The organism is Solibacillus isronensis, assembly GCF_023715405.1.
In the GTDB taxonomy this organism is placed as follows: domain Bacteria; phylum Bacillota; class Bacilli; order Bacillales_A; family Planococcaceae; genus Solibacillus; species Solibacillus isronensis_B.
This window is the reverse complement of the sequence record NZ_JAMBOC010000002.1, coordinates 167,058-186,066: the sequence shown is the minus strand read 5'-3', so window position 1 is coordinate 186,066 and position 19,009 is coordinate 167,058. Positions and strand designations below refer to the sequence as shown.

The 19,009-nt window shown below is 40.1% G+C and carries 19 protein-coding genes; 17 read left to right on the top strand and 2 right to left on the bottom strand.

Features of this window, described 5'->3' with window-relative positions; genetic code table 11:
* Window positions 1-26 precede the first annotated feature (26 nt).
* From M3166_RS12675 to M3166_RS12620, 12 genes are all read left to right on the top strand, one after another.
* Complete coding sequence (locus tag M3166_RS12675) at window positions 27-716, top strand: CoA transferase subunit A (protein ID WP_251690206.1); 690 nt, start codon at window positions 27-29, stop codon at window positions 714-716.
* The gene (locus M3166_RS12670; protein ID WP_251690205.1) at window positions 703-1,347 is read left to right on the top strand and encodes a 3-oxoacid CoA-transferase subunit B; all 645 of its coding nucleotides are present in this window, start codon (window positions 703-705) and stop codon (window positions 1,345-1,347) included. Before M3166_RS12675 ends, M3166_RS12670 begins: the two co-directional genes overlap by 14 nt.
* Window positions 1,344-2,669, top strand: a complete 1,326-nt coding sequence (locus M3166_RS12665) for an MFS transporter (protein WP_251690204.1) — start codon at window positions 1,344-1,346, stop codon at window positions 2,667-2,669. Before M3166_RS12670 ends, M3166_RS12665 begins: the two co-directional genes overlap by 4 nt.
* A 238-nt stretch (window positions 2,670-2,907) precedes the next feature.
* Window positions 2,908-4,953, top strand: a complete 2,046-nt coding sequence (locus M3166_RS12660) for a catalase (protein WP_251690203.1) — start codon at window positions 2,908-2,910, stop codon at window positions 4,951-4,953.
* A 136-nt stretch (window positions 4,954-5,089) separates the two neighbouring features.
* The gene (locus M3166_RS12655; RefSeq protein WP_251690202.1) at window positions 5,090-6,646 is read left to right on the top strand and encodes an ATP-binding protein; all 1,557 of its coding nucleotides are present in this window, start codon (window positions 5,090-5,092) and stop codon (window positions 6,644-6,646) included.
* 4 nt (window positions 6,647-6,650) lie between these two features.
* Complete coding sequence (locus tag M3166_RS12650; RefSeq protein ID WP_251690201.1) at window positions 6,651-7,346, top strand: response regulator; 696 nt, start codon at window positions 6,651-6,653, stop codon at window positions 7,344-7,346.
* Between the two features lie 94 nt (window positions 7,347-7,440).
* Window positions 7,441-8,754, top strand: coding sequence for a CitMHS family transporter (locus M3166_RS12645; protein WP_251690200.1), 1,314 nt, complete (start codon window positions 7,441-7,443; stop codon window positions 8,752-8,754).
* A 292-nt stretch (window positions 8,755-9,046) separates the two neighbouring features.
* Window positions 9,047-9,826 (top strand): transporter substrate-binding domain-containing protein, encoded by a 780-nt coding sequence (locus M3166_RS12640; RefSeq protein ID WP_251690199.1) that lies wholly within the window; start codon window positions 9,047-9,049, stop codon window positions 9,824-9,826.
* Between the two features lie 51 nt (window positions 9,827-9,877).
* On the top strand, window positions 9,878-10,516 hold the full coding sequence (locus M3166_RS12635; protein ID WP_251690198.1) for an amino acid ABC transporter permease: 639 nt from the start codon (window positions 9,878-9,880) through the stop codon (window positions 10,514-10,516).
* Window positions 10,513-11,241, top strand: a complete 729-nt coding sequence (locus M3166_RS12630) for an amino acid ABC transporter ATP-binding protein (protein WP_285848908.1) — start codon at window positions 10,513-10,515, stop codon at window positions 11,239-11,241. The genes M3166_RS12635 and M3166_RS12630 overlap by 4 nt, the downstream gene beginning before the upstream one ends.
* 139 nt (window positions 11,242-11,380) lie before the next feature.
* A complete protein-coding gene (locus M3166_RS12625) occupies window positions 11,381-12,253 on the top strand; it encodes a nuclease-related domain-containing protein (RefSeq protein WP_251690197.1) in 873 nt (290 codons plus the stop codon).
* Window positions 12,254-12,316: 63 nt separating this feature from the next.
* Window positions 12,317-13,957, top strand: coding sequence for a DUF2075 domain-containing protein (locus M3166_RS12620; protein WP_251690196.1), 1,641 nt, complete (start codon window positions 12,317-12,319; stop codon window positions 13,955-13,957).
* Between the two features lie 51 nt (window positions 13,958-14,008).
* Here M3166_RS12620 and arr read toward each other — a convergent pair whose 3' ends face one another.
* Window positions 14,009-14,425, bottom strand: coding sequence for an NAD(+)--rifampin ADP-ribosyltransferase (arr, locus tag M3166_RS12615; protein ID WP_087617704.1), 417 nt, complete (start codon window positions 14,423-14,425; stop codon window positions 14,009-14,011).
* Window positions 14,426-14,583: 158 nt separating this feature from the next.
* Here arr and M3166_RS12610 point away from each other — a divergent pair, with 158 nt between their 5' ends.
* Window positions 14,584-15,054, top strand: coding sequence for a peptide-methionine (S)-S-oxide reductase (locus M3166_RS12610; protein ID WP_251690195.1), 471 nt, complete (start codon window positions 14,584-14,586; stop codon window positions 15,052-15,054).
* A gap of 126 nt (window positions 15,055-15,180) precedes the next feature.
* Window positions 15,181-15,669, top strand: a complete 489-nt coding sequence (locus M3166_RS12605) for an LURP-one-related/scramblase family protein (protein WP_251690194.1) — start codon at window positions 15,181-15,183, stop codon at window positions 15,667-15,669.
* Between the two features lie 76 nt (window positions 15,670-15,745).
* Here M3166_RS12605 and M3166_RS12600 read toward each other — a convergent pair whose 3' ends face one another.
* Complete coding sequence (locus tag M3166_RS12600; protein ID WP_251690193.1) at window positions 15,746-16,504, bottom strand: SDR family oxidoreductase; 759 nt, start codon at window positions 16,502-16,504, stop codon at window positions 15,746-15,748.
* A gap of 148 nt (window positions 16,505-16,652) precedes the next feature.
* Here M3166_RS12600 and M3166_RS12595 point away from each other — a divergent pair, with 148 nt between their 5' ends.
* The 3 genes from M3166_RS12595 to M3166_RS12585 all read left to right on the top strand — a co-directional run bounded on the left by M3166_RS12595 (window position 16,653) and on the right by M3166_RS12585 (window position 18,925).
* Entirely contained in the window at window positions 16,653-17,225 is a 573-nt protein-coding gene (locus M3166_RS12595) for a TetR/AcrR family transcriptional regulator (RefSeq protein WP_251690192.1), read from the top strand.
* 225 nt (window positions 17,226-17,450) lie between these two features.
* Window positions 17,451-18,626 (top strand): endonuclease, encoded by a 1,176-nt coding sequence (locus M3166_RS12590; protein WP_251690191.1) that lies wholly within the window; start codon window positions 17,451-17,453, stop codon window positions 18,624-18,626.
* Between the two features lie 83 nt (window positions 18,627-18,709).
* Window positions 18,710-18,925: a phosphoglycerate mutase gene (locus M3166_RS12585; RefSeq protein WP_251690190.1), complete on the top strand. Its 216-nt coding sequence runs from the start codon at window positions 18,710-18,712 to the stop codon at window positions 18,923-18,925.
* Window positions 18,926-19,009: the final 84 nt, after the last annotated feature.

Below are 19,009 nucleotides of genomic sequence, written 5' to 3'. Positions count from 1 at the left end.
AGTTAATGAGATGAGGGGGGTTAAAATTGAAAAACAAAGTCATCCAAAATCTTTCAGAACTAAGTGGGTTATTCAAGGACAATCAGGTTATTTTAGCAGGGGGATTCGGATTGTCAGGCGCACCATTAACAATTATTGATCAAATGGCTGAAACCGATGTGAAGGGATTGCATGTAGTTAGCAATAATTTAGGGGATCATGGGATCGGTTTACACAAACTGTTTTTACAAGGGAAGATTGAAAAGGCAATTGGTTCATTTTTTACAATGAACAGAGAGGCAGTTATTGCTTGGTCGGAAGGTAAGCTAGATATTGAACTTTTACCACAGGGTACATTAGCGGAGGCCATTCGTTGTGGAGGCGCGGGAATTGGTGGCTTCTATACGAAAACGGCTGTAGGCACTGAGTTGGCAAACAATAAAGAAGAGCGAGTTATAGATGGAGAAACGTATATTTTTGAAAAAGCAATCAAGGGCGATGTGGCAATAATTCGTGCTAAAGCAGCCGATCGATTAGGAAATCTAATTTATCATACGACTGCCAGAAACTTTAATCCTATGATGGCAACTGCTGCTGAAACGGTCATCGTGGAGGTTGATGAAATTTTAGAGGTAGGCGAATTAGATCCAGAAGCAATTGTTACACCACATGTTTATGTAGATTATATTGTGCAGTCTAACTATGTGAAAGAGGGGGATCGCTATGTCAGCGTTTGATTCACGTACAGTTATCGCTAAACGTATTGCGCAGGAGTTGCAAGATGGTCAAATCGTGAATTTGGGCATCGGAATTCCTACGTTAGTGAATTCTTACATTGAAGGAAAAGATGTCTATCTACAATCAGAGAATGGTTTATTAGGAATGGGACCACCACCATCAGAAAATCAGATTGATGCAGATTTAATATCTGCAGGAAAAGAACCTGTTACGATTACAAAAGATGCATCGTTTTTCAGTAGTGCCGATTCTTTTGCGATGATCCGAGGGGGGCATATCGATGTAGCTGTATTAGGAATTTTACAGGTGAATCGTTTTGGTGAAATTGCCAATTGGTCTGTACCGGGGCAACCGATTTTAGGTGTAGGTGGAGCAATGGATTTAGTAGTAGGGGCCAAAAAGGTAATTGCAGCCGCAACTTTGTTTACAAAAGATGGCGATCCAAAAATTGTAGAAAGCTTAACTTATCCGAGAAGCGGTATACGCAGGATAGAGATGCTTGTAACTGAATACGCGGTATTTGAATTTGAGGACGAAAAAGTAATTGTAAAGGAATTGTTAGGTGACCTTACGATTGAACAATTGCAAGACCGATTAAAAATTCAATTAGATATGGGGGTAAAGCTATGAATGAAAGCGCTTTAGCGAAACAGACGACGAAGAAAACGATGACTCGTATTTTACCGTTTATTTTAATCCTGTATATCATTGCCTACTTAGATCGTGTAAATTTAGGGTTTGCTGCGTTAGAAATGAACGCTGATTTAGCATTAACTGCTGAAGTCTTCGGGTTATTATCGGGTATCTTCTTTATCGGTTACTTCTTCTTTGAAGTCCCTAGTAATATGATTATGCATAAAGTAGGGGCAAGAATTTGGATTGCGCGTATAATGCTTTCTTGGGGAATCATTGTTATTCTGACTGGATTTGCGCAATCAGCTACACATCTTTACATTTTACGCTTTTTACTAGGTGTTGCGGAAGCCGGATTCTTTCCTGGTATTATTTTATATTTAACCTATTGGTTCCGCGAACGCGAGCGTGGTAAAGCAACAGCAGTTTTATTATTAGCCTTGCCGATTGGAGGATTAATTGGTGCTCCATTATCAGCATGGATTATTGATAACGTTGCTTGGGCAAGTTTAGAAGGCTGGCGCTGGATGTTTATTTTGGAAGGGATTCCAGCATTAATTTTAGGTGTGATTACATTAGTTTATTTAACAGATCGTCCAAGTAAAGCGAAATGGCTGACACAGGAAGAAATAAATTGGTTGGAAGGCGAATTAAATGTAGAGCGACAAAAGGCATTAAAGCTCAATAAGCCGTCTAAACTAGCAATGTTAAAGGATGCAACGGTTTGGAAATTAGCACTTTTCTATTTTGCTGGCTATACAGGTGTATACGGTCTATCGTTCTGGGTACCAACTATTATTAAATCACTCTCTGCAGTCACTACAACGAATATGGAAATTGGTTGGATGGCTATGTTACCATCGTTAGTCGGTATACCTGCCATTATCTTTACCGGGCTTAACGCTGACCGGACAGGAAAGCATAAACAGCATCTAGTAGTATGTTTGCTTATTGCTACAGTTGGTTTCGTAGGTTGTGCACTCGCTACGACTCTATGGCCAATGGTTGCCATGTTGTCACTAGCTTCAGCAGGACTATACGGCTTCACGGGCAGTTTCTTTGCTTATTTAACATTCTTCTTCACCGAGTCAACAGCACCAGTAGGAATTGCACTTGTTAACTCATTTGCAGCACTTGGTGGATTCGTAGGTCCAACAATTTTAGGTATGTTTGTTTTAGAAACTGGCATGTTTGCACTTGCGATTATTTTAGTTGTCGGTATCCTAATTTTATTAACAATGCCGAAAGCAAATATTGAAATTGAAGCAGAAGGCAATAAAGAAGTACGTGTAACAACATCTGGGAAACGATTAACTTAAATTAGGTGCGCCTTAAAAAGACTGATTATTCTGTTTTTACGAAAGATGCTGCCCAGTATATAATTACTGCGCAGCATCTTTTTAGTAAAAGACCTCTCGCTACATCTCCTCAAAATAATCCAAATTAATGCGTTTAATTGCATAAAAGGGTTTGTTTAAAAGAGCTTTTTGCAAATGCTTACTTTTACATAAATTATTCCATGGACTCATACCATTTAATGTTGAGGAGGGATATTGATTGGATGAGCAAAATAACCGCAAGAACAGCAAGGACGAACAATTAGATATTTTCCGAACAGATGACAGGGGAAAAGATCTTACAACGAATCAAGGGTTAAAAGTGTCGGAGGATGAATTCTCATTAAAAGCAGGCGTGAGGGGGCCAACTTTACTCGAGGATTTTCATTTCCGTGAAAAACTAACGCATTTTGACCATGAACGAATTCCAGAACGCGTTGTCCATGCACGTGGCTTCGGTGTGCATGGGGAGTTTCAGTTATACAAAAGCATGGAAAAGTATACGCGGGCGAAATTCCTTCAGGATACATCTAGAAAGACGCCTGTATTTGTTCGTTTTTCTACTGTCAATGGTTCCCGTGGTTCTGCCGATACCGTACGTGATGCGAGAGGATTTGCGACGAAATTCTATACCGAGGAAGGGAATTATGATTTAGTTGGCAACAATATTCCGGTATTTTTCATCCAAGATGCCATCAAATTCCCGGATCTTGTACATGCATTTAAGCCGGAGCCTGATAATGACATACCGCAAGCTTCGACTGCCCATGATACGTTTTGGGATTTTGTCGCGAATAACCAGGAATCTGCCCATATGATCATGTGGATCATGTCAGACCGCGCCATCCCACGCAGTTTCCGTATGATGGAAGGGTTTGGTGTGCATACGTTTCGTCTCGTTAATGAGGAAGGTAAAGCGCATTTCGTAAAATTCCATTGGAAGCCTTTATTGGGAACGCATTCTTTAGTATGGGACGAGGCCCGTAAACTGGCGGGCATTGATCCGGATTTTCACCGCAATGACTTATGGGGTGCGATTGAAAACGGCTTTTTCCCTGAATTCGAACTAGGTGTTCAGATTCTTGCGGAAGAGGACGAATTCAGCCTCGGGTTTGACATCCTTGACGCGACAAAGATTTGGCCGGAAGAAGACATTCCTGTAAATATTATCGGAAAGATGACGTTAAATCGGAATGTAGATAATTTCTTTTCGGAAACAGAACAGGTTGCTTTCCATTTGGGGAATGTCGTGCCAGGGATCGATTTTACAAATGATCCATTATTACAAGGACGGCTATTTTCGTATTTAGATACACAATTACTTCGTCTGGGCGGACCTAACTTCCATGAGATCCCGATTAACAGACCGGTTGTTCCATTCCATAACAATCAGCGGGAAGGCTTCCACCGACAGACGATTAATCTTGGGAAAGTGAGTTATCACCGAAATTCATTAGCCGGGAACACGCCGTCACCTGTAAGTCCGGACAAAGGCGGATATGCCACTTATCAGGAAAGAGTGGACGGAGTAAAAATCCGGGCTCGAAGCGAAAGTTTTGCCGATCATTTTTCACAAGCGACACTTTTCTGGAACAGTATGAGCCCACCTGAAAAAATGCATATCATTGAAGCGTTCAGTTTTGAACTAAGTAAAGTGAAAAGTGAATCTGTTAAACAGCAGGTAGTGAATATGTTCGCCAATGTAGATATGGAACTAGCAACCGCCTTTGCAATAAATATCGGGTCACAACCTCCTGCAAGGGGCGGTTCGGCGGTAACGAAGTCCTCCCCGGCACTCAGTCAGGAAAATACAGTGAAATCCGTACAAACACGGAAAGTAGCGGTCATTTTGACAGAGGGATTCAATGGTCCGGAAGTTAATTACGTGCTCCATCAATTGATTAACCAAGGCATTGTTCCGGAAATTATTAGCGAACATATTGGGATGGTATACGGAACAGACGGAGTGGTCGTAAAAGCCGAAAACACCTTCCTAACTGCAAAATCCGTGCTGTTTGATGCTGTTTATATGGTAAGGGGAAGTAACACAAACGTCATGTTCAACAAGGATGCGGCCTACTTCATCGATGAAGCCTATTCACATTACAAGCCAATTGGTGCGACGGGTGCGGGTATTGAATGGCTGCGTGTAAATCAGATTTTAGGTCAGCCGGGTGTCATAACAGGAACAGATATGCAGGAGTTCGCAACCCAATTCATACAAGCGATAGCAGCCCAACGGTTCTGGTATCGGAAATTAGCATAGTTATTAAAAACACGTAAAACCCTACTCATAAAAGGTTTTACGTGTTTTTTTGCGGTGGTTTCATCTGAATCCTGTTAAACGAGATCATTCTACATGTTAAACTAATAATAACACCGCTCAAAAGGAGGATCGTCCCATGATAACCCGCGTAAAACAATCATTAACAACCCGTCTTCTTATCACCATCAGCGGAATCATATTCACAATTTGTGTGCTGTTTTTGTTGTTGATCAATCACTATCTGGATGAATCGGTACTGGAGGAGATGGGAGAAAAGGCGTTAACGAGTGCATACTTGATTGCTGAGCGGCCGGATATAGTCAATGCATTTTCTGCGGAAAATCCGTCTTCCATTCTTCAGCCGATTGCAGAGGATATACGAATGCAGACCGGAGCGAGTTTCGTCGTGATAGGGAATGAGCAAGGGATTCGCTACACCCATCCGATCACTGAAAAGATTGGCCAGTCGATGGTCGGCGGGGATAATGATTCAGCGCTGATTAACAAAGAGTCCATTGTTTCGGTAACGACGGGTTCAATGGGAGAATCGATCCGCGGAAAAGTCCCAGTTTTAGTTGACGGCAATGTTGTCGGGGTTGTTTCGGTCGGATTTTTAACGAAAGATATACAAAAGACGATTGATACTGCCTTTTTCGGTTGGCTTCAGATCACGCTCCTGCTCGCGGTTTTCGGGATTGTCTGTGCGGTGCTGATCTCGCTTTATGTAAAGGAACAGTTGCTCGGTATGCAGCCGGCGCAAATTGCGAAGCTCTATTCGGCGTATCATACAATACTTGAGGAAACAACGGATGGTGTGATCTTAACGACACTGAATAATGAAGTGGTGATTGCTAATACACGTGCGAAGGAACTCATCTCATCCCTGACAGAAGGGATCTCATTACATACGCTACTTCCCGAACGGCTTTTTAAAGAAGACGTGATTCGGGCTCTGGAAATTCCGTTGCAGCAGCAAGAGATGATTATTACCAAAACGCCATTGAAACATGAGGAGCAGCTCGGCTATTTATATATTTTACGGGCTAAGCTTGAATATGAAACGGTCATTAATGAGCTGACATTGGTGAAGCAGCAGGCGCGGATGCAGCGGGCAAAAACACATGAATTTGCGAATAAGCTGCACGTTATCCTTGGCTTGTTGAAGCAAGCCCATATTGATGAAGCGATTGCATTTATCAGGCAGGAGCAGCAAGATTCTACGAAACAGCAACAGGCACTTGCAACACAGCCTTCGATATTGCTGCAGGCGTTACTCGAAGGGAAAATATCGGAAGCGAAAGAGCGCGGTATTACGATTACGATCGAAACCGAGGATGTTTTAATCGATTATAATGATGAAGAAGTGGACGCATTATTAACATCGCTAGGGAATGTCCTTCAAAACGCAATGGATGCTTTGGATCAGACAAACATAACGGACAAGCAAATTAAGCTTTTTATTCATCAATATCGTCATGAGCTGATTATTGAGGTGCATGACAATGGGCCGGGAATCGATGAAGAAACGGCAAATCACATATTTACTCTCGGGTTTACGACAAAGGACGGCTATGATCGGGGGTACGGTCTGGCGATCAGTGAACAGGCACTTGAAAAAGTCGGCGGCTCACTGTTAATAGAAGAAAGCGATATAGGCGGGGCCTGCTTTTTAATCATTTTACAAAGGAAGTGATTCAATGGATATATGGTTACTGGAAGACGATTTTCGCATTGCGGCGATTCATGCAGACTATATTAAAGCGATACAGCCGGATGCACAAGTACAGCAATTTCTAACGGGGGCCTCATTAAAGGAAGCGCTCCTGCATAACACACCTCCTGCCGCTCTGTTGATGGATTTATATATTCCGGATGTTACAGGTTATGAACTCGTTGCGTATGTAAGATCACATTTCCCGGAAGTCCGCATCATTATGGTGACGGCAGCGGCCGAGCGTGCACATGTGGAAGCATTGTATGCATATGGGGTATTCGACTATATTGTGAAGCCGTTTGATGAAGCACGACTGCAAAAATCATTCCAGCAGTTTCATCACATGCAATCGGCTTTGCAAAAGAAAACACATTTATCGCAGCAAGATTTGGATACGCTGTTTTACCGGAAAAATCATTCGACGGCGACTGAAAAGGCACTGCCAAAAGGGATCGATACCTTTACGCTCGAACAGGTCATTCACTTATTTAAGGAGCAAAAGTTCACGACATTGACGGCGACACAGCTGAGTGAAGTAATCGGCACGAGCCGCTCCACAGCACGCCGCTATTTGGAATACTTAGTGGAAATGAATATACTGGAGACAAAACTGCTTTACGGAACAGTCGGGCGTCCGGAACGGAATTATGTCCTACGTGAAACTTATGAACAAAATTAGCTTTATTGTTTTTATTAAATAAATGAGCACATTCTTCCTCCTAACATAGAATTGTCATAAGATTATAAGAATTCTAAGCAATGGGGGTTGTTGAATGTTAAGTATTATTGGTATTATTACGATTTTAGTTATCGTTGTGCTGTTAATTAGCGGACGTGTATCACCAATTGTCGCAATGGTTATTCCACCAGTAGTGGCGATGTTTGTTGCAGGCTATTCGTTCGATGATTTAGGGGTATTTTTCAATGATGGAATCAGTTCTGTAATCAGTGTTGCCATCATGTTTATTTTTGCGATTATCTTCTTCGGGATTATGCAGGATGTCGGGTTATTCGAACCAATTATCAATAAGATGGTAGCGCTGTCAAAAGGGAATGTCGTGCTTGTTGCAATCGTTACGGTAATTGTCGCGGTTATTGCACAGCTTGACGGTTCAGGTGCTTCCACATTCTTAATTTCGATTACGGCATTATTGCCGCTATATGTTCGACTTGGGATGAACCCGTATTTACTTTTACTATTAGTCGGCGGTTCTGCGGCGATTATCAATATGATTCCATGGGGCGGGCCATTAGGGCGTGTTGCATCCGTTCTAGAAACAGATGTAACAGAGCTATGGCATCCGTTAATTAAAATTCAAATCATCGGTGTTGTGCTGATGCTGTTACTTGCGATCTTTATGGGCTTCCGTGAAAAACGCCTGATTGCGAAACGAGCGCAAACAGGAGAAACGTTAAAATTTGATTTAAGCAATAGTATTTTAAATGCTGAAACAGATGAAACGTTAAAACGACCAAAACTTATTTGGGCAAATGCGATTTTAGCAATTGTTGTTCTTGCTGTATTAATGTCAGGACTTTTACCAGCTGGCTTAGCGTTCCTGATCGGTGTCGCAATCGCTTTACCATTAAACTACCGTACACCGAAAGAGCAGATGGGACGTATTCAGGCACATGCATCGAACGCGTTGACAATGGCTTCAATCATTATTGCAGCAGGTCTGTTTTTAGGAATTTTAAACGGGACAGGCATGTTAACAGCCATTGCCAATAACGCCGTAAATATTTTACCAAGCTTTTTAGCCCAGTACTTACATATTATTATCGGGGTACTTGGTGTACCGTTTGACTTGCTGTTAAGTACGGATGCATACTACTTCGCATTGTTCCCGGTTGTTGACCAGATCGGTTTAACGTACGGCATCGATTCATTATCGACAGCGTATGCGATGATCATCGGTAACATCGTAGGCACATTCGTATCACCACTTGCACCAGCAGTATGGTTGGCACTTGGACTATCAGGTCTGGAAATGGGCAAACACTTGAAGTTCTCATTCTTCTGGATGTGGGGATTAAGTATTACCCTACTGATCATTGCGGTTTTAATTGGTGTGGTACAAATATAGATAGCAACCAAAAAGAAGCTCCCTTTAATAGGGGGCTTCTTTTTTGATAGATTGGCGTTGTGTTAGTTTTCACTGCATCCTTCTCTAAGATGGCGCTCAATCAAAATAATAATAATTTTAAATAAACAGAAAAAATTTTCTGATAAATAGAATTTTATTGCAGAAAAGTATCTAAAACTAGCAAAATAATGATATAACAAAGGAAAATAGAACGAAAATGCTTGTAATGGCAGTTTTTTAATAATAAACTGAATTTAGAAATATCTAAATATATAATAAAAGGGGAAAATTCATGAAAAAGAATCTATTAGCAAGTCTATTACTCGTACCAGCATTGTTATTAGCAGCGTGCGGTGGAGAAGAAACAGAAAAAAAATCATCATCAACTGATTCAGACAAAGAAGTGTATACAGTAGGTATTGATGTTACATACCCACCATTTGAATTCGAAAAAGATGGTAAATATGTTGGGATTGATGTGGAATTAATCGAAGCAATTGGTGAAGATCAAGGTTTTGAAGTGGAATTAAAAGCAATGGACTTCAAGGGGATTATTCCAGCATTACAAGCAGGGCAATTAGATGTAGCTATGGGTGGAATGAGTATCACAGAAGAACGTAAAAATGTTGTTGATTTCACTGAGCCGTACTTCGATGCAGGTGTATCTCTTATAGTAAGTGAAGCAAATACAGATATTCAATCTGTAGAAGATTTAAAAGGAAAACGCGTAGCAGTAAAAAAAGGAACAGTTGGCGCAAACTATGCGACTTCGATTGCACAAGAAATCGGATTTGAAATGATTCAATTTGATGATAGCCCATCAATGTTCTTAGAAGTACAAAACGGAAATTCTGTAGCATTATTTGAAGATTACCCAGTTATCTCATATGCAATCGCACAACAAGATTTACCATTAAAAATTGTTGGTGACCGTTTAAATGATGACAAATATGGAATTGGTGTATTAAAAGGTAAAAACGAAGAGGTTCTTGAAAAAATTAATACTGGTCTAGAAAACTTGAAAGAAAGCGGAAAGTATCAAGAAATTCTAGACAATTATTTAGCTGAATAAAACGGTAAGCACGCATATAGCGTGCTTATTTTTAAGAGGAGTGAAATACATATGGAAGTAGCAATCGCTGCGTTACCTTATTTACTGGAAGGGTTGAAGATGACCCTGTACATCTTTGTTATTGCTATTGTATTAGGGTTTGCTATCGGTCTTATCGTAGCATTGTTCCGATTGGCACCATTAACAATTTTAAATATCATTGCAAAAGTCTTTGTTAATATTATCCGTTGTACACCAATCATTGTACAATTATTCTTCATCTACTTCGGTGTAACAAAGTTCATTCCGATGGATAATATTACAGCGGGGATCCTTGCGATTTCATTGAACGCCGGTGCGTATTTCTCTGAAATTATCCGTGCGGGAATTCAATCAATTGATAAAGGACAAACAGAAGCAGCACGTTCACTCGGCCTTTCAGGGGCTCAGACGATGAAGGACATTATTATGCCGCAAGCACTTAGAAGAATGCTTCCTACATTTACGAACCAAGCAATTATTAGTTTGAAAGATACATCGCTATTATCTGTTATCGGTATAGCCGATTTAACGCAAAAAGGCGACATACAGGCTTCTGCTACCTTTGCGGCGTTTGAAATTTGGTTAACTGTCGGAGCAATCTACTTTGTGATTTTATATGCGTTAACATTGTTAAGTAATTACCTCGAAAGGAGAATGGCCCTGCGATGAGCATTATTACCGTAAAAAATCTTAAAAAATCATTTGGGATACTAGAAGTTTTAAAAGATATTTCTACAGAAATTAAAGAAAAAGAAGTTGTCTGTGTTATTGGGCCATCAGGTTCAGGAAAAAGTACCTTTTTACGTTGCTTGAATCGCCTTGAAGAAATTTCAGGCGGAGATGTCATTGTAAACGGTCATGCGATTTCCGCTAAAAATGCAAACTTAAATCAAATTAGACAAGAAGTAGGAATGGTTTTCCAACAGTTTAATTTATTTCCGCATAAAACTGTATTGCAAAATATCACATATGCGCCGCTAAAATTAAAAGGCTTAACGAAAGACCAAGCTAAAGAGCGGGCAATGGAACTGTTGAAAAAAGTTGGTTTAGTAGAGAAAGCCAATGCATATCCTTCTGAGTTATCAGGTGGACAACAACAGCGTGTGGCAATTGCCCGTGCACTTGCTATGCAACCAAAAATCATGTTATTTGATGAACCAACGAGTGCACTTGACCCTGAAATGGTAGGGGATGTTCTTGATGTTATGAAAGACTTGGCAAGAGAAGGTATGACGATGATTGTCGTAACGCATGAGATGGGCTTTGCGAAAGAAGTAGCGGACCGTGTTATTTTTATGGATGGCGGTTACATCGTTGAAGAAAACAATCCTAAAGCGTTGTTTGAAACACCGCAAGAAGAAAGAACAAAAGCGTTTTTAGGAAAAGTATTATAGACAGGATATAAGCCGGTTCGTACAAAATTTGTACGGACCGGTTTTTTGTTTGCAATGATTTGTTGATATTGTTGTAAAAAACTGGATAATATGATATATGTCTAACTACTTAGAGTAGGGCTTTTTAAGGGGGAAGGAAATGTTAGTTTTCGGTTTACTTTCATACATATTGGTATTAGTAATTTTGTTAAAGGTGAACACTTATGTAGCAATCGGTTTTATTATAGTAACTTCACTCGTTTCTAATGCTTATTTACCACAGCTGAAAGGATATGTTGGGGAACGGCGTATTCGCAAAATACTGGAAAGTTTAGGGGAGGACGTTAAGATTTACAATGATTTGTATGTCCCAAAAAAGAATGGGGAAATGACACAGATCGATCATGTATTACTTTCGCCAAATGGCATCTTTGTAATCGAAACAAAAAATTATACAGGGTGGATCTTTGGTAGTGAAAGTCAAAGAAACTGGACGCAAACAATCTATAAGAAAAAGTCACGTTTCTATAATCCGGTCATGCAAAATAAAGCGCATATTAAAGCATTGCAGCACTACTTAAATATGGATGTACCACTGCATTCAATAATCGTGTTTTCGAATGCGGCAACATTTAAATTTAAAGAACCTTTTCATGAAGCACATGTTCTTCAAACAAAACATTTAAAACGAACAATTAATCAATTTACGATAAATGAAATATCAGGCGAACAACTTAGCAGGATTTCGCAGTTGCTACATGCACTTGTTCCCGATACAAAGCAGCAAAAGAAGGAGATTAAAAAGCGCCATCTAGAATATGTGAAAGTAATCGCCAAACCTGCAAAGAAAAAAGTGATTAAAGTAAAGGCGGAGCCCGTTACTGCAGGACCGGTAATCGTTGAGCCTGTTCGTGTTTCTACAGATACTGCTTGTCCGAAATGCGGTAGTAACTTGGTAGTGCGTAATGGCAAGCGCGGGTCATTTTATGGCTGTCAGGGCTTTCCGAAGTGCCGGTTTACGAGGGATTTATGATCATCCTTTATGCTAATATGTAAATAATAATTAGCAGCGATTTTAAAAAAAGAAGGTGGCAATTTGTCAGCAATCGAAATACTGTCCTGGCCGTTCAAGCAAGAAAGCATCAATCAGATTAATAACAATGAACACTATCTGAACTACCCGGTCATCTACGTGTTAAATGGCAATAAAGAAGCTTATATTGGGGAGACGGTGTACTTTAAAAGCCGGATGAAAGCTCATTTAACTGCCCGTAAAAACGTCAGTCAGATTAACCTCATCAAGCATGAAAAATTCAACCGTTCGGCAACCTTCCATCTGGAAACGAAGCTGATTAATTATTTTCTTGGTGATGAAAAATATACGCTGCAAAACAAAAGTAAAACGGCGAGCGATTTTACACACAATTATTACGACAAGCCGTATTACGATCAAGAATTGTTTAAAGAAATCTGGCAGAGGCTGCACGAGCAAAAGCTGGTCGATCATGAACTGCATGTCATTGAAAATAAAGACATTTTTAAATTGTCGCCGTTTAAAGAACTATCGTTCGAGCAGCTTGAACTGAAAGAAAAGGTACTCGAATTTTGTGAGAAACAAGTAAGTGCCAATCCTGAAGAATACGGCAGTTTACTCGTCATTGAAGGTGAAGCGGGTGTCGGGAAAAGCGTTGTGTTAAGCTCGATTTTCAACACGATTCAGGAACGGGCGGAAGAAGCTTCGTCACCGCTTTATCAAACAGAAAATTATCTGGTCGTGAATCACGAAGAAATGTTCAAGACCTATAAAGGGATTGCGAAACAGATAAAGCATTTAAAAGCGAAAAACTTTGCAAAGCCGACACCTTTAGTCAATTCGCTGCAAAGAGACAATAAAAAGGCGGACATCATTTTTGTGGATGAAGCGCATTTATTGCTGACAAAGCCGGATACGTATAATAACTTCCACGGCAATAATCACTTGGAGGAACTATTAAAGTTAGCGAAAGTCGTCGTCATCATTTACGACCAAAATCAGGTGCTCAAACTGAAGAGTCTATGGGGTGCGGCAACACTTGAACAATTAAAGAAGCAAAGTACGTACACCGAAGAATACCAGTTAACGAACCAGTTCCGGATGCAGGCAAATGATGATGTCATTAATTGGATTAATGCCTTCAAAAATAAAAAGCTGCTTCCGCTGCCTCATGATGAAAATTATGAATTCAAAGTGTTCGAAACGATGAAGGATATGCATGATGCAATAAAGATGCGCAACAGTGAATTTGGCTTAAGCCGGGTCGTTTCAACATTTGATTACTTGCATAAAAAAGATGGCGGGACGTATTATGTGAACGAATCAAACGGCGCATACAAAATTGCTTGGAATACGACAAGTACGAAATATACATGGGCGGAAAAGCCTGAAACGGTGCATGAAGCCGGCTCGATCTATACGATTCAAGGGTTTGATTTAAATTACGTAGGTGTTGTACTAGGACCGTCTGTTCAATATGACGAAGCCCAAGACGAAATAGTCATTGATCCGAGCAAGTATATGGATAAAGGGGCCTACTCAGGCACGGAAGGCATTGCCGATGTGAACGAAGCGAAGGAAAAGATTGTGCTGAACTCGATTAATATTTTAATGAAGCGCGGGATTAAAGGGCTTTACATTTATGCAAGTGATGAAGCATTACGAAACAAGTTGTTAGCCGATCAACATCGAGACAGTAAGTAATCAAAGTCAGGTACACACAAGAGCATATTGTGTACCTGGCTTTTTACCGGTTTAATCGTAAATTACATTTTTCCCTTCTTCACTTAATTTCTTTAAAGATGCCAGCATATGATTGATGACTTCATCGGAATGGCGCTCCCAACAACCTAATTCGGCGACTATTTTCAAAGGAGATTTCGAACGATATGAGCGTGTTGGGTTACCTGGGAATCTTTTGTCCGTAACGTTCGGGTCATTTTCGAATTCACCTAATGGTTCAACAATATAAATTCGCTCTTTTGCTGTTGATCTTGCCAATTCGGCACCCCATTTTGCAGCTTCCAATGTTGCGGTAAAGTAAATATAGTTCGATTTCTTATCCTGATAATTGGATAAGTGAAGAGGCTCCAATAAATCTCCGATATTTAGTTCTGCTTTCGTACCATGAAAAAAAGGACCCCGATCGAGGACATCTGTTTGATCTTTCATAGGACACACCCCTTTCGTTTTGTATTATCAGTATAGTACGGAAATTTTAAAAGAGTAGTCTAAAAATAAATAGCCTGAAATGGTATACTAATAGTAGAGAGAATGAAAGATCGACATACATAGCACAAAGGACTAGTTTACATAGGGGAGTGACCGAGATGGAAACTGTATATTTTGCAGGTGGGTGTTTATGGGGTGTACAGGCATTTATGAAAACATTGCCTGGTGTAACATTTACTGAAGCCGGAAGAGCAAACGGAACGACAACCACTCTGGACGGCGATTATGATGGGTATGCCGAGTGTGTTAAAACCGAGTTTGATCCGAATGTTGTATCGATGCGCGAATTAATGGGGTACTTTTTTGAAATCATCGATCCGTACAGTGTGAACAAACAAGGCGAGGATGTAGGGGAGAAATACCGAACGGGTGTCTATAGCGAAAACGAAGCACACTTGATTGATGCAAAGGCATATATTACAGCGAGACCGGATGCTGACCGGATTGTTGTGGAAGTGCTGCCGCTCACTAACTATGTGAGAAGTGCGGAAGAGCATCAGGACCGGTTAACAAGATGTCCGGATGATTACTGCCATATTCCTGAAGCGTTATTAACGAAATATAAATGAAAAAGTGAACCTTCCAGTCAAGTTTGAGATGGAAGGTTCATTTTTATTAGTCGCATCAACATTTTAGCGATTGAATCTTTTTTTCTCATTTAATCGTAAAGGTATTAACTAAAGGAGGTATTTTGAATGAAACAGCTCTATATTAAACAAAAGGTTTTCAGTCTTAGCGGAAAATTTACGGTAATGGATCAGCACGAAAATGATGTATATTTTGTGGAAGGAAGTTTTATGCAAATACCGAAAACGTACTCGATTATGGATACAGCAAGAAATGAAGTCGCGCTAATTACGAAAAAGGTGCTCAGCTTGCTGCCAAAATTTTATGTGGAAGTCGAAGGACGAGAGGTATTGACAATCCAGAAGGAGCTCTCGCTTTTCAAGGCACGCTATTCGGTGGATGCAGTTGGGGTGGAAATTGAGGGGAACTGGTGGGATATGCACTTTGCAGTAAAACAGCATGGGGAAGTCATCGGACAAGTAAGCAAGGAATGGTTTACATGGGGGGATAGCTACAAGGTGGAAGTATTTAAGGATGACATGGAAAAAATCATCATTGCTATTGTAATTGCAATCGATTGTGTGAAAGCTGATCAGGATGCAGCGGCGTCTGTTTAAAACAAGAAAAAAGAGAGACAAAATCCGAGTGATCTAAAATTTTGTCTCTCTATTTAATCAAACAGCTACATGAATATTAGTATGCAGTCCAACCAGCATCAGCAGCAATGACTTGTCCGTTGATGAAGCTTGAATCATCAGAACCTAGGAATAATGCAAGCTGAGCGATTTCTTCCGGTTGACCAGCACGAGGCATTGTGCCTTGACCAGTAGATTGACGGCTGTATCCGAACTCAGAAACACCTGTCATTGATGATTGAATGTTTGTCATTACGCCACCTGGTGCGATACCGTTACAACGGATGCCAGAGTTAGCGTACATATAACCTGTGTTTTTCGTTAAACCAGCAACTGCATGTTTCGAAGCAGTATAAGCTGCACCAGCACGAGCACCACGTAAACCGCCTGCTGAGATGTTGTTTACGATAACACCGTGACCTTGTTCAAGGAAGAGGTTCGTTGCGATACGCATAGCACGCATTACACCCATTGTATTTACTGAGAAAACACGATCCCATTTCTCATCTGTAATTTCACCGACTGGCTCCATGCCGTCCATGATTCCAGCGTTGTTTACTAAAATATCTAATTGACCGTAAGCTGCTTTAGTTTCTTCAAACATGCGCTCGATGTCAGCTAATTCTGCTACGTTTGCCTTGTTTGCGATTGCTTGTCCGCCAGCTGCCACGATTGCGTCTGCTACTGTTTTTGCACCTTCACCGTTATAATCTGAAACGACAACTTTTGCGCCTTCTTTTGCATAAAGTTCAGCGATTGCTTTCCCCATACCAGAAGCTGCACCAGTTACGATGGCTACTTTACCTTGTAATTTCATTTGAAATCATCCTCCTGAAATATAATTATTATACATCTGTACAATAAAATTATAATACACAAATTAAAGCGTTTTCAATCAGCAAAAAACCTTCGTGTTGTACGATATCCAACAGATTTGATAGAATTGTACAATAAAGGAGGTCGCCATGAATAAAAATGATCTTCGTGTTATCAAAACGAAAAAAACAATACATAAAGCATTACTTTTATTATTGAAGGAAAAGTCATTGCCCCAAATTAAAATTACCGAGCTTTGTAAAGAAGCGACGATTAATCGCGGGACGTTTTATTTCCATTATCAAAGTGTTGACGATGTACTTCAGGAATTGTTCGAAGAAATTATGCTGGATTTACAAATTTCATATGATGAGCCATTTAAAGAAGGGTTGGAACTAACCGTCAGCGGAATGAACTTAAACCCAAATTCAGTAAAGATTTTCGACCACGTAAAAAAATACGAGGATTTTTACAAAATTGTATTATCTGAAGATGTGTCGATGAAATATTATTACATGCTCTTTGATGAAATCTGCAAGCTGATGGATGAGACCGATTATGTAAAGCATGAAAATGAGTTAAAGAAATATTTGCATGCCTACAATGCAAATGCCATTATCGGATTACTCATTCAATGGTACTTGAATAACTTTGAAGACTCCGTTGATATGATGAACAATCGCCTTGTGGAAATTGTGAAATTCCGGCAATCGCTTAAATGAAGTTTATAATCGCTAGAAAATGGAGTAGTGGACTATTTCATTTTCTAGCCTTTTTGCTTTATTGACGTGCCTAAAATAACTCCATCACATTCTTAACAAGTAATTAAATAATTTAACGATTTTACTTCAAGAATTAACGGAATATTAATAATTTTATGATAATATAAAGAGGAGTTGGTTGGCGTTTGCTGATTGAACTTAAATTGCATAACTAGGAGGAGAAAAATGGTTAAAAATCGAAATGTAACTCTACTGTTTTCTTGGGTACTTATTGTTTTCATTTTAATTCAGCCTCTTCAATCTACTGTTACAAATGCAGCAGCTGGGGACGGGTCATGGTCGACACCTTACTCCGTATCTCAGGCAATCAGCAATCAAAACAACTCCACAAAAACAGTTCAAGGTTATGTGGTGGGACAACCTACATCAACAACGACGGTCCTTACAGGCAGTTTTCCGAATGACTATGCATTGGCTATAGCGGACAATGCGAATGAAACGAATACCGCTAACATGATTTATGTACAGATTCCAACTTCTTTCCGCTCTTCTTACGGATTAAAATCAAATCCTTCATTAATGGGGAAAAGCGTAAAAATTACGGGTGCCTTGTCCGCATACTTTTCTCATCCTGGATTGAAAAATAGTACAGCATTTGAAATAGTGGGGGGAAGTCCTGCCGATCCTGAGCCGATTCCAACACCAAATCCTTCAACGGGTGCCTATTATGATGCAGCTATAGGGAAGACCGGCACAGCTTTAAAATCGGCTTTGCATAATATTATAGATGATCATACCGAAATTTCGTATTCCAATGTATGGACAGCTCTTCGCGAAACAGATGAAGATCCGAACAATTCGAATAACGTCATCCTTCTTTATACAGGCCGCTCCCAAAGCAAATTTACAAACGGCGGGAACGTGAATGACTGGAACCGTGAACATGTTTGGGCAAAATCGCATGGTAGCTTTGGCACATCGATGGGTGCAGGAACTGACTTGCATCACTTGCGTCCAACCGATGTCAGTGTCAACGGTACGCGAAGCAATCTTGACTTTGACAATGGCGGGAACGAGCATTCAGAAGCATCGGGCAACTACTATGATTCTGATTCATGGGAGCCAAGAGACAGCGTAAAAGGTGATGTTGCCCGTATGCTGTTTTATATGGCGGTTCGATATGAAGGGGACAGCGGAGAAGTAGATTTGGAATTAAATAATAAAGTAAATAACGGCACGGCGCCTTATCACGGGAAACTTTCAGTACTGCTCCAATGGCATAAACAAGACCCGGTCGACAATTTTGAACGTACAAGAAATGAAATTATATATACCGATTACCAGCATAACCGTAATCCATTTATCGATCATCCTGAGTGGGCATCCGCTATTTGGGAATAAAATATGAAAAAACACTCTCCTTTAAGCAAAGGGGAGTATTTTTGTGCTTCCTGATATATAATTTATGGAAGGGAGTGTTATAAATGGGCGAAATAGACATAAGTAAAGAGGCAATCGAAAAGGATTTGGCACTGATTAAAACATGTTTAAGACTCATTAATCAAGCGGTGATTTTAAGGGAACGCAATGGCGAAACCTTTACCCCTTCTGAAAATGAAGAGTTACATAGATTAATTTCTAAAATTGATAAAGATTTAAACAAACTTAAAATGAACATAAATTATGATACAAAGCTATAAAAGGGACAGGTAACTATATTCTATAATAGGCGTTTTTAAAACTGTCGCATATGATAATACGATGATTCTGTGAAGGGAATGAAA